2 protein-coding genes are annotated in these 13,922 nt (G+C 51.2%); both read right to left on the bottom strand.

What is annotated here, in order from left to right:
- Positions 1 to 3: 3 nt before the first annotated feature.
- Complete coding sequence (locus EJ994_RS01695; RefSeq protein ID WP_241240828.1) at positions 4 to 1,986, bottom strand: Ig-like domain-containing protein; 1,983 nt, start codon at positions 1,984 to 1,986, stop codon at positions 4 to 6.
- Between the two features lie 69 nt (positions 1,987 to 2,055).
- Positions 2,056 to 13,380 (bottom strand): hypothetical protein, encoded by an 11,325-nt coding sequence (locus EJ994_RS01690; protein WP_126590919.1) that lies wholly within the window; start codon positions 13,378 to 13,380, stop codon positions 2,056 to 2,058.
- Positions 13,381 to 13,922 lie beyond the last annotated feature (542 nt).

Here is a 13,922-nt window from a genome sequence, read left to right as displayed (position 1 = left end):
CCTCTATCTGTTAATATATAAGTAACCCGAAAGCTGTTTTGTTTCGCCATTAGGCTCTTCGTAATTCAAAATATAAAAATATGTTCCAACAGGCAGTTGGTTATCTTGATTTACGGTTACTCTTCCCTGAGACGTGCCGTCAAAAACATTACCCTCCGTATCGTAAGCTCTTGTTGTAAAGACAGATACACCCCATCTATTGTAAATGCTGATATCATTATTAGGATAATTTTCCAGACCATCTATTCGTAGTACGTCATGAACACCATCTCCATTAGGCGTTAACACATTGAAAACTTCAATGACATCTCCCTGTACCCCCAAATCCGGATCTAAATAGTTCGGAATACCGTCCTCATCAGTATCGTCGTTGGCATAATTACCATCCAAATCTAAATCTTCGTCTATGGTTTCAATACCATCATCATCATCATCCGTGTCACGATAGTCGGACTCTTCGTCACTATCCGTATTAGGTAGCTGTCCGAAGGGGTCGTCCAATTCATCATTGACGTCAACATCGACTGTTATGGCGCCTTCATAGCCATCATCAAGCCCATCATCATCTTTATCGGAACCAATGAAGACAACATCCGGAATACCGTCGTGATTATAATCGTGTGCTTCGATATTATCGGGAACATTATCATTATCACTGTCTTCATCCAAGTAATCTGGCAAACTGTCACCATCAGTATCTATTGGGAACAATCCTAAATCCCCATCAGTTTCATAGGCATCATCAAGTCCATTATTATTTACATCGACACCACTTGGTGGAATATAATCCGCAGTAGTTTGTGCCTCTAAATTGTCCGGTATACCGTCATTGTCTGAATCGATATCTAGATAATCCGGGAAACCATCTCCATCCGAATCGGTCGGATTTGTAGCGGGGTCATTATCTCCGTCCAAGTTTAAATCCTCAAAACTATCTATGATACCGTCGTTGTCCGAATCAATATCCGTAACCATTGGAGGTGAAACTAAAATCGTTACTATAGCGGTATCACAATTACCAAGATTGTCGCACACAGTATAGGTATAGGAGTCCGTTCCAAAGAAACCGGAATTTGGAGTGTAGGTAACCACATCATCAGAAGGATCATTTGGAGTTCCGTTATCATCTACGGTTACCAAACCATTAGAAGGTTGTGTTACACTAAAAGTACCTATACTAGGTAAATCATTATCATTATCCTGCCAAAAATCTATAACTGCATTGGTATCTTGATCTAACGCAACACTATCGTCCACGGTATCCAATATGGGCAGGACATCTATCGTTACTGTTGCCGTGCTGCAATCTCCCATAGCATTACAAATTGTATAGTCAAAACTATCTGGCCCATTGTAATCAGCATTAGGTGTATAGGTAACGATATCATCGGTTGGGTCGTTAGGTGTACCGTTATCATCTATAGCAACCGTTCCATTTGCGGGATTGGTTGTCGTAAGCGTACCTGTGGTAGGTAAATCCGAATCGTTCGCGAAAATATCTACAATTACACTATCGTCTTCATCTACTGTTACAACATCGTTTACTAAGGTAGCTGCCTGCTGTAAGCAGACCACGGTAAAATTTGGCAGACTAGAATCATTGCCAACTTTGGTAACCGTAGCGGTATATCGTACCACTGTCTCTGTAGCCGTTATAGTGGGTCTCAGTTGATCTCCAGGAACTACCGGATTCCAACTCACGGAAGCTCCCGACGTAACATTTGAAGAGATATCCATTGTTACCTGATTATCCGGTGAAGAACAATCCGTTACTATGAAGTAACCTGTAGCGTTGGAGCCGCATAAGGTTCCATCGTAGGTAGCAAAATAGATACCTGGATTAGTGACTTCTAAGAAAAAATCCGTTCCCAGGACGGTACTCGTATCCGAAGCTTCATACCATTGATAATTATTTTCATCGGTACTATTCGGTGCTTGCAACAAGAACTGAGCGTTAGAAACTACTATTCCTAGTAATGTTAGCACAATACTGAGAAATATACTTCTATATGTTTTGATAGCTTTCAAATTGATTTGGGCTCCTATTTTAATTAGTTACTTTACAACAAACACTACATTAATCAAGGAGTTGTAATCCGCTGGAGGTGCATCTACAGTATAGGTTAAAACACCCGCTGGAGAAATAGCCATAGTACCCGTATTAAATACTGCAGGATCTGCATACGTTACATGGTAATCTAACTCTCCTGATCCATAAGTTGGTATAGTACCACCACTACTTACTACTGGAGAACCAAATTGTGCTATATACTGTGCATATAAATCTACTGTAAATGTTCCTGTAACAGAAGCATCAATTGCTATAGATGGTGGGTAGAAAACTTTAGATGCTTTTAAAGAATTTACCTTTCTAATATTACCATCCACATCCGCAGTTACCAAGGCATCTGTAGACAATCCTGCTGGTAGATCCCTTACGATAAGGTTCCCTTGGACGTCCACAACACCGTTGGCACCTTCCCCGTCCAAAGTAAGTACGCGCTTAGTCCCTAGGTCACCATCGGCATCGTTACCTTGGTCCCATACATAAAAATCAAAGGCGTTACCACTTTCCAAACCGGCATTGTGCCTGGTCCTTATATTGTGCTTAAAGGTGTCCGTTCCCTGAAATCCGAACTGCAGTTGCGTGGCGGTGGCAGTGAAATCGGCCAATCCTGCGCCTCCCCTGAACAGGCCCTGGCCGTTTACGTCCAAGGCAACCGTAGGGGCGGGTACGTTGTTCACACCTACAAAATTCTGGTTGTTCACGTCTCCGAACGTGGTTATCTTCCTTCCGTTGCCGGCCACCGTCTGCACACCTACGATATTAAGGCCCTCGGTAAAGAGACTGGCCCCTATTTTACCGTCATTGAAATCAACTTCCGTGGAAAAAGGGAACCTTAGGAAATCACCGTCGGCGGTAAAGGTCTGGCTACCGTTCACCTGTAGACGCTGAGTAGCCGTTTCCGTACCGATACCAACGTTACCTCCCATAGGGTTCAACAAAAGACTGTAGGCCGGAGCATTGGCGAATAACCCCCTAGTCTGGAAATACGTGTTGAATCCTCCGAAGGTGGAGCTGAAACCGGAAACCATACCGATGGTAGCGTTGTCCGAGTTGGACAGTACAAGGTTGTAATTACCAGCAGTGGTGGCATCGACCGCCTCTGAAAGTGGTCTTGCCGCTACACCTTGTGTAGGGGCCTTGGAAAGCTCCAATGCTCCCCTGGGTGTTGTGGTGCCCACTCCTACATTACCGCTGCGGCCTATGTCGCTAGCTACGTCCTCACCAGTGACGGCCCATGCATCGCCGTCTGGTGTCAGGGCGGTAATATCCACACTGTTACCATCGGAGATGGACAAGGTGTTACCGGCCAAGGTCAAGGTTTGGTTATCCGTGCCTGCCGCCGCCAACACCGTGGTAAAGTCGACTGTCTGTGTTCCGCCATTTTCCAATGTAAGGGTCAGGACATCTGTAGTGTTGTCCAAACTGAACGCCGTGATCTGTTGGTCGTCCGTATTGTCCAGGTACGGGGTCAAATCGACCGTACCACCGTCTTCCAATGTTAAGATGTTTCCTGCTGCCAAACTCAAGGCCTGGTCGTCAGTGCTGCCAGTGGCCAGCTCCGCCAAAGCGCCCTCCACGTCCGTTGCCGTGAAGTTGCCCGCAGCATCCGTTACCGATACCTCCGTCGCCGTTTGGTCGTCCGTATTGTCCAGGTACGGGGTCAAATCGACCGTACCACCATCTTCCAAGGTCAAGATGTTTCCTGCTGCCAAACTCAAGGCCTGGTCGTCCGTTCCCGCCGCTGCCAGTACCGTGCTGAAGTCGACCGTCTGTGTACCGCCGTTCTCCAGGGTAAGCGTCAATATGTTCGTGGTGTTGTCCAAACTGAAGGCCGTGATCTGTTGGTCGTCCGTGTTGTCCAGGTACGGGGTCAAATCGACCGTACCACCATCTTCCAAGGTCAAGATGTTCCCCGCCGCCAGGCTCAACGCCTGGTCGTCAGTGCTGCCCGTGGCCAGTTCCGCCAAAGCGCCCTCCACGTCCGTTGCCGTGAAGTTGCCCGCAGCATCCGTTACCGATACCTCCGTCGCCGTTTGGTCGTCCGTGCTCACACCGCTCAAATCCACGGTCTGTGTACCGCCGTTCTCCAGGGTGAGCGTCAATATGTTCGTGGTGTTGTCCAAACTGAACGCCGTTATCTGTTGGTCGTCCGTATTATCCAAATACGGGGTCAAATCGACCGTTCCGCCGTCTTCCAATGTCAATAGGTTTCCCGCCGCCAAACTTAATGCTTGGTCGTCAGTACCTGCCGCCGCCAACACCGTGGTAAAGTCGACCGTCTGTGTTCCGCCATTTTCCAATGTAAGGGTCAGGACATCTGTAGTGTTGTCCAAACTGAACGCCGTGATCTGTTGGTCGTCCGTGTTGTCCAGGTACGGGGTCAAATCGACCGTTCCGCCGTCTTCCAATGTTAAGATGTTTCCTGCTGCCAAACTCAAGGCCTGGTCGTCCGTTCCCGCCGCTGCCAGTACCGTGCTGAAGTCGACCGTCTGTGTACCGCCGTTCTCCAGGGTAAGCGTCAATATGTTCGTGGTGTTGTCCAAACTGAACGCCGTGATCTGTTGGTCGTCCGTATTGTCCAGGTACGGGGTCAAATCGACCGTACCACCGTCTTCCAATGTTAAGATGTTTCCTGCTGCCAAACTCAAGGCCTGGTCGTCAGTGCTGCCAGTGGCCAGCTCCGCCAAAGCGCCCTCCACGTCCGTTGCCGTGAAGTTGCCCGCAGCATCCGTTACCGATACCTCCGTCGCCGTTTGGTCGTCCGTATTGTCCAGGTACGGGGTCAAATCGACCGTACCACCATCTTCCAAGGTCAAGATGTTTCCTGCTGCCAAACTCAAGGCCTGGTCGTCCGTTCCCGCCGCTGCCAGTACCGTGCTGAAGTCGACCGTCTGTGTACCGCCGTTCTCCAGGGTAAGCGTCAATATGTTCGTGGTGTTGTCCAAACTGAAGGCCGTGATCTGTTGGTCGTCCGTGTTGTCCAGGTACGGGGTCAAATCGACCGTACCACCATCTTCCAAGGTCAAGATGTTCCCCGCCGCCAGGCTCAACGCCTGGTCGTCAGTGCTGCCCGTGGCCAGTTCCGCCAAAGCGCCCTCCACGTCCGTTGCCGTGAAGTTGCCCGCAGCATCCGTTACCGATACCTCCGTCGCCGTTTGGTCGTCCGTATTGTCCAGGTACGGGGTCAAATCGACCGTACCACCATCTTCCAAGGTCAAGATGTTTCCTGCTGCCAAACTCAAGGCCTGGTCGTCCGTTCCCGCCGCTGCCAGTACCGTGCTGAAGTCGACCGTCTGTGTACCGCCGTTCTCCAGGGTAAGCGTCAATATGTTCGTGGTGTTGTCCAAACTGAAGGCCGTGATCTGTTGGTCGTCCGTGTTGTCCAGGTACGGGGTCAAATCGACCGTACCACCATCTTCCAAGGTCAAGATGTTCCCCGCCGCCAGGCTCAACGCCTGGTCGTCAGTGCTGCCCGTGGCCAGTTCCGCCAAAGCGCCCTCCACGTCCGTTGCCGTGAAGTTGCCCGCAGCATCCGTTACCGATACCTCCGTCGCCGTTTGGTCGTCCGTGCTCACACCGCTCAAATCCACGGTCTGTGTACCGCCGTTCTCCAGGGTGAGCGTCAATATGTTCGTGGTGTTGTCCAAACTGAAGGCCGTGATCTGTTGGTCGTCCGTATTGTCCAGGTACGGGGTCAAATCGACCGTACCACCATCTTCCAAGGTCAAGATGTTCCCTGCTGCCAGGCTCAACGCCTGGTCGTCAGTGCTGCCAGTGGCCAGCTCCGCCAAAGCGCCCTCCACGTCCGTTGCCGTGAAGTTGCCCGCAGCATCCGTTACCGATACCTCCGTCGCCGTTTGGTCGTCCGTGCTCACACCGCTCAAATCCACGGTCTGTGTACCGCCGTTCTCCAGGGTGAGCGTCAATATGTTCGTGGTGTTGTCCAAACTGAACGCCGTGATCTGTTGGTCGTCCGTGTTGTCCAGGTACGGGGTCAAATCGACCGTACCACCGTCTTCCAAGGTCAAGATGTTCCCCGCCGCCAAACTCAAGGCCTGGTCGTCCGTTCCCGCCGATGCCAGTACCGTGCTGAAGTCGACCGTCTGCGTACCGCCGTTCTCCAGGGTAAGCGTCAATATGTTCGTGGTGTTGTCCAAACTGAAGGCCGTGATCTGTTGGTCGTCCGTATTGTCCAGGTACGGGGTCAAATCGACCGTACCACCATCTTCCAAGGTCAAGATGTTTCCTGCTGCCAAACTCAAGGCCTGGTCGTCAGTGCTGCCAGTGGCCAGTTCCGCCAAAGCGCCCTCCACGTCCGTTGCCGTGAAGTTGCCCGCAGCATCCGTTACCGATACCTCCGTAGCCGTTTGGTCGTCCGTGCTCACACCGCTCAAATCCACGGTCTGTGTACCGCCGTTCTCCAGGGTAAGCGTCAATATGTTCGTGGTGTTGTCCAAACTGAACGCCGTGATCTGTTGGTCGTCCGTATTGTCCAGGTACGGGGTCAAATCGACCGTACCGCCGTCTTCCAAGGTCAAGATGTTCCCTGCTGCCAAACTCAAGGCCTGGTCGTCCGTACCTGCCGCTGCCAGTACCGTGCTGAAGTCGACCGTCTGTGTTCCGCCATTTTCCAATGTAAGGGTCAGGACATCTGTAGTGTTGTCCAAACTGAACGCCGTGATCTGTTGGTCGTCCGTATTGTCCAGGTACGGGGTCAAATCGACCGTACCGCCGTCTTCCAATGTTAAGATGTTTCCTGCTGCCAAACTCAAGGCCTGGTCGTCCGTTCCCGCCGATGCCAGTACCGTGCTGAAGTCGACCGTCTGCGTACCGCCGTTCTCCAGGGTAAGCGTCAATATGTTCGTGGTGTTGTCCAAACTGAAGGCCGTGATCTGTTGGTCGTCCGTATTGTCCAGGTACGGGGTCAAATCGACCGTACCACCATCTTCCAAGGTCAAGATGTTCCCTGCTGCCAGGCTCAACGCCTGGTCGTCAGTGCTGCCAGTGGCCAGCTCCGCCAAAGCGCCCTCCACGTCCGTTGCCGTGAAGTTGCCCGCAGCATCCGTTACCGATACCTCCGTCGCCGTTTGGTCGTCCGTGCTCACACCGCTCAAATCCACGGTCTGTGTACCGCCGTTCTCCAGGGTGAGCGTCAATATGTTCGTGGTGTTGTCCAAACTGAACGCCGTGATCTGTTGGTCGTCCGTGTTGTCCAGGTACGGGGTCAAATCGACCGTACCACCGTCTTCCAAGGTCAAGATGTTCCCCGCCGCCAAACTCAAGGCCTGGTCGTCCGTTCCCGCCGATGCCAGTACCGTGCTGAAGTCGACCGTCTGCGTACCGCCGTTCTCCAGGGTAAGCGTCAATATGTTCGTGGTGTTGTCCAAACTGAAGGCCGTGATCTGTTGGTCGTCCGTATTGTCCAGGTACGGGGTCAAATCGACCGTACCACCATCTTCCAATGTTAAGATGTTTCCTGCTGCCAAACTCAAGGCCTGGTCGTCAGTGCTGCCAGTGGCCAGTTCCGCCAAAGCGCCCTCCACGTCCGTTGCCGTGAAGTTGCCCGCAGCATCCGTTACCGATACCTCCGTAGCCGTTTGGTCGTCCGTGCTCACACCGCTCAAATCCACGGTCTGTGTACCGCCGTTCTCCAGGGTGAGCGTCAATATGTTCGTGGTGTTGTCCAAACTGAACGCCGTGATCTGTTGGTCGTCCGTATTGTCCAGGTACGGGGTCAAATCGACCGTACCGCCGTCTTCCAATGTTAAGATGTTTCCTGCTGCCAAACTCAAGGCCTGGTCGTCCGTTCCCGCCGATGCCAGTACCGTGCTGAAGTCGACCGTCTGCGTACCGCCGTTCTCCAGGGTAAGCGTCAATATGTTCGTGGTGTTGTCCAAACTGAAGGCCGTGATCTGTTGGTCGTCCGTATTGTCCAGGTACGGGGTCAAATCGACCGTACCACCATCTTCCAAGGTCAAGATGTTTCCTGCTGCCAAACTCAAGGCCTGGTCGTCCGTACCTGCCGCTGCCAGTACCGTGCTGAAGTCGACCGTCTGTGTACCGCCGTTCTCCAGGGTGAGCGTCAATATGTTCGTGGTGTTGTCCAAACTGAAGGCCGTGATCTGTTGGTCGTCCGTGTTGTCCAGGTACGGGGTCAAATCGACCGTACCGCCGTCTTCCAAGGTCAAGATGTTTCCTGCTGCCAAACTCAAGGCCTGGTCGTCCGTACCTGCCGATGCCAGTACCGTGCTGAAGTCGACCGTCTGCGTACCGCCGTTCTCCAGGGTAAGCGTCAATATGTTCGTGGTGTTGTCCAAACTGAAGGCCGTGATCTGTTGGTCGTCCGTGTTGTCCAGGTACGGGGTCAAATCGACCGTACCACCATCTTCCAAGGTCAAGATGTTTCCTGCTGCCAAACTCAAGGCCTGGTCGTCAGTGCTGCCAGTGGCCAGCTCCGCCAAAGCGCCCTCCACGTCCGTTGCCGTGAAGTTGCCCGCAGCATCCGTTACCGATACCTCCGTCGCCGTTTGGTCGTCCGTGCTCACACCGCTCAAATCCACGGTCTGTGTACCGCCGTTCTCCAGGGTAAGCGTCAATATGTTCGTGGTGTTGTCCAAACTGAACGCCGTGATCTGTTGGTCGTCCGTGTTGTCCAGGTACGGGGTCAAATCGACCGTACCGCCGTCTTCCAAGGTCAAGATGTTTCCTGCTGCCAAACTCAAGGCCTGGTCGTCAGTGCTGCCAGTGGCCAGTTCCGCCAAAGCGCCCTCCACGTCCGTTGCCGTGAAGTTGTCCGCAGCATCCGTTACCGATACCTCCGTCGCCGTTTGGTCGTCCGTGCTCACACCGCTCAAATCCACGGTCTGTGTACCGCCGTTCTCCAGGGTGAGCGTCAATATGTTCGTGGTGTTGTCCAAACTGAACGCCGTGATCTGTTGGTCGTCCGTATTGTCCAGGTACGGGGTCAAATCGACCGTACCACCATCTTCCAATGTTAAGATGTTTCCTGCTGCCAAACTCAAGGCCTGGTCGTCAGTGCTGCCAGTGGCCAGTTCCGCCAAAGCGCCCTCCACGTCCGTTGCCGTGAAGTTGCCCGCAGCATCCGTTACCGATACCTCCGTCGCCGTTTGGTCGTCCGTGTTGATAGCTGATAAATCTAAAACCGGATTATTACCTAGTTCATTTGTATAAGTCAATTCATTGGTAGCTCCATTAAAACCTAATGTTGTATTAGTTTCCGATATGGTTACCGAAGCAACGTTCAAGTATAAGGCACCATCCGTTCCCGATGAAATATCGTTATTTGCGTCAGTACTTATCAAATTGACCGATTCTGTTCCTCCTCCATCTGTAATTTGGACACTTCCAGCTGTAATACCACTACCGGTATTGTATTCGTTTCCGATTACTGAATCAGCATCATTTACATTCAGGGTAATAGTATTACCATTCTCAACTGACAAATTTCCGGAAGTACCGTCCGTCGAAATAGTTTGGTCGTCCGTTCCCGCCGCTGCCAGTACCGTGCTGAAGTCGACCGTCTGTGTTCCGCCGTTCTCCAGGGTGAGCGTCAATATGTTCGTGGTGTTGTCCAAACTGAAGGCCGTGATCTGTTGGTCGTCCGTATTGTCCAGGTACGGGGTCAAATCGACCGTACCACCATCTTCCAATGTTAAGATGTTTCCTGCTGCCAAACTCAAGGCCTGGTCGTCAGTGCTGCCAGTGGCCAGCTCCGCCAAAGCGCCCTCCACGTCCGTTGCCGTGAAGTTGCCCGCAGCATCCGTTACCGATACCTCCGTCGCCGTTTGGTCGTCCGTGCTCACACCGCTCAAATCCACGGTCTGTGTACCGCCGTTCTCCAGGGTAAGCGTCAATATGTTCGTGGTGTTGTCCAAACTGAACGCCGTGATCTGTTGGTCGTCCGTGTTGTCCAGGTACGGGGTCAAATCGACCGTACCGCCGTCTTCCAAGGTCAAGATGTTTCCTGCTGCCAAACTCAAGGCCTGGTCGTCAGTGCTGCCAGTGGCCAGTTCCGCCAAAGCGCCCTCCACGTCCGTTGCCGTGAAGTTGTCCGCAGCATCCGTTACCGATACCTCCGTCGCCGTTTGGTCGTCCGTGCTCACACCGCTCAAATCCACGGTCTGTGTACCGCCGTTCTCCAGGGTGAGCGTCAATATGTTCGTGGTGTTGTCCAAACTGAACGCCGTGATCTGTTGGTCGTCCGTATTGTCCAGGTACGGGGTCAAATCGACCGTACCGCCGTCTTCCAATGTTAAGATGTTTCCTGCTGCCAAACTCAAGGCCTGGTCGTCAGTGCTGCCAGTGGCCAGTTCCGCCAAAGCGCCCTCCACGTCCGTTGCCGTGAAGTTGCCCGCAGCATCCGTTACCGATACCTCCGTCGCCGTTTGGTCGTCCGTGTTGATAGCTGATAAATCTAAAACCGGATTATTACCTAGTTCATTTGTATAAGTCAATTCATTGGTAGCTCCATTAAAACCTAATGTTGTATTAGTTTCCGATATGGTTACCGAAGCAACGTTCAAGTATAAGGCACCATCCGTTCCCGATGAAATATCGTTATTTGCGTCAGTACTTATCAAATTGACCGATTCTGTTCCTCCTCCATCTGTAATTTGGACACTTCCAGCTGTAATACCACTACCGGTATTGTATTCGTTTCCGATTACTGAATCAGCATCATTTACATTCAGGGTAATAGTATTACCATTCTCAACTGACAAATTTCCGGAAGTACCGTCCGTCGAAATAGTTTGGTCGTCCGTTCCCGCCGCTGCCAGTACCGTGCTGAAGTCGACCGTCTGTGTTCCGCCGTTCTCCAGGGTAAGCGTCAATATGTTCGTGGTGTTGTCCAAACTGAAGGCCGTGATCTGTTGGTCGTCCGTGTTGTCCAGGTACGGGGTCAAATCGACCGTACCACCATCTTCCAAGGTCAAGATGTTCCCCGCCGCCAGGCTCAACGCCTGGTCGTCAGTGCTGCCCGTGGCCAGTTCCGCCAAAGCGCCCTCCACGTCCGTTGCCGTGAAGTTGCCCGCAGCATCCGTTACCGATACCTCCGTCGCCGTTTGGTCGTCCGTGCTCACACCGCTCAAATCCACGGTCTGTGTACCGCCGTTCTCCAGGGTGAGCGTCAATATGTTCGTGGTGTTGTCCAAACTGAACGCCGTGATCTGTTGGTCGTCCGTGTTGTCCAGGTACGGGGTCAAATCGACCGTACCACCATCTTCCAATGTTAAGATGTTTCCTGCTGCCAAACTCAAGGCCTGGTCGTCAGTGCTGCCAGTGGCCAATTCCGCCAAAGCGCCCTCCACGTCCGTTGCCGTGAAGTTGCCCGCAGCATCCGTTACCGATACCTCCGTCGCCGTTTGGTCGTCCGTGCTCACACCGCTCAAATCCACGGTCTGTGTACCGCCGTTCTCCAGGGTGAGCGTCAATATGTTCGTGGTGTTGTCCAAACTGAAGGCCGTGATCTGTTGGTCGTCCGTATTGTCCAGGTACGGGGTCAAATCGACCGTACCGCCGTCTTCCAAGGTCAAGATGTTTCCTGCTGCCAAACTCAAGGCCTGGTCGTCCGTTCCCGCCGATGCCAGTACCGTGCTGAAGTCGACCGTCTGCGTACCGCCGTTCTCCAGGGTGAGCGTCAATATGTTCGTGGTGTTGTCCAAACTGAACGCCGTGATCTGTTGGTCGTCCGTATTGTCCAGGTACGGGGTCAAATCGACCGTACCACCATCTTCCAATGTTAAGATGTTTCCTGCTGCCAAACTCAAGGCCTGGTCGTCAGTGCTGCCAGTGGCCAGCTCCGCCAAAGCGCCCTCCACGTCCGTTGCCGTGAAGTTGCCCGCAGCATCCGTTACCGATACCTCCGTCGCCGTTTGGTCGTCCGTGCTCACACCGCTCAAATCCACGGTCTGTGTACCGCCGTTCTCCAGGGTGAGCGTCAATATGTTCGTGGTGTTGTCCAAACTGAAGGCCGTGATCTGTTGGTCGTCCGTGTTGTCCAGGTACGGGGTCAAATCGACCGTACCGCCGTCTTCCAAGGTCAAGATGTTCCCCGCCGCCAAACTCAAGGCCTGGTCGTCCGTTCCCGCCGATGCCAGTACCGTGCTGAAGTCGACCGTCTGCGTACCGCCGTTCTCCAGGGTAAGCGTCAATATGTTCGTGGTGTTGTCCAAACTGAACGCCGTGATCTGTTGGTCGTCCGTATTGTCCAGGTACGGGGTCAAATCGACCGTACCACCATCTTCCAATGTTAAGATGTTTCCTGCTGCCAAACTCAAGGCCTGGTCGTCAGTGCTGCCAGTGGCCAGTTCCGCCAAAGCGCCCTCCACGTCCGTTGCCGTGAAGTTGCCCGCAGCATCCGTTACCGATACCTCCGTCGCCGTTTGGTCGTCCGTGCTCACACCGCTCAAATCCACGGTCTGTGTACCGCCGTTCTCCAGGGTGAGCGTCAATATGTTCGTGGTGTTGTCCAAACTGAACGCCGTGATCTGTTGGTCGTCCGTGTTGTCCAGGTACGGGGTCAAATCGACCGTACCACCATCTTCCAAGGTCAAGATGTTTCCTGCTGCCAAACTCAAGGCCTGGTCGTCCGTATTAACTCCAGCAGTAATATCAGCAAGCGGAACAGAAACGACATTTCCGTCAACAATACCCAATTCTAAATTTGCGCCGTTGACTTGAAAATTCTCCAGATTTTGATTATCGGTATTTACAAGACTAGCAATATCGGCTATAGGAATAGAAAAACTATTTGAATCACTATCTGTTAATACTAAATTTGTGTTTGAGCCGTCTATCGCAAAAGAAGTAATTGTTGTATTCGTATCTACTTGGGCCGCAATGTCCGCTAAAGGAATAGAAATTATATTGTTATCACTATCCGTAATTACTAAATTAGGGCCAGCAACTTCAATACGATTATTGGTCGTATTCGTATCTACCAAAGTATCCTGCAAGTCAGAAAGATTAACTGTTACGGTTCCACCATTCTGTAAATCGAGACTCAAGATATTTGTAGCTGCGTCAAATGTAAAATTTTGAAGTTGTTGATTGTCTGTATTGGCAGCAGTGGTCAATTCCCATGAATCACCGTCCCAGAAGAATATTGTACCCGTAGTGGTGTTTACATACAAATCACCCAAATCCGCACCGCCTGGTGTTGTTACACCGGGAGCAGATACGTCCGTACCTTGAAGAACCTCGCAATTACATTGATCTTCTAACGTAACCGTTGTTTGGGCAAATGTAAAACTTGATACTAAAAATAGTATCCATAGAACTCTTTTGTCCATATGTAAATTTTTATTAATAATATTCACTTGTGTCCTCTTCATCTTTGTAAATCCTAAGTTCAAAACGTTTATAATCAATTTCATCATCTCATGTTCTAAAATGCCTGTAAAAACCTTACAGCATACTATTACTTTACAAAATTAACTTTAAGCCCTGCCCTGAGAAATAAATGTTGTGTAACCATTTAAAAGTAATGTCTAGTGCGTCAAACATGAGGTTTCTCAATAGTTGCTCGATGAAATACCACACCATACTCCTTAAGGAAAACCAGTAAAAATTAATCTTTGAAACAATTGATTAATTGATAAAAATGACCAATATCTTTAATTAACACATACGATTTTACCCTGTTATTTGCATTATATTCTTGTACGTCAAGAACAATTTATACGAACTCTCCATTACAGTAAACGAATTACTTGCAATAGCCTAATCGTTTAGTAATAGCACCCTTACCTCTACTCCGTAATGGGTCCTACGATAGGCTAAACAAAGGTTTCATTATTATTAAATAGGTACAGGTCTGAACGAAAGGTGTATT

This window comes from Maribacter sp. MJ134, assembly GCF_003970695.1.
GTDB lineage: Bacteria > Bacteroidota > Bacteroidia > Flavobacteriales > Flavobacteriaceae > Maribacter.
This window is presented reverse-complemented; position numbering and strand designations above follow the sequence as displayed.

Coding starts and splice junctions, on each gene's coding strand:
- EJ994_RS01690 (WP_126590919.1), bottom strand. CDS start 13,380: ATGGACAAAAGAGTTCTATGGATACTATTTTTAGTATCAAGTTTTACA.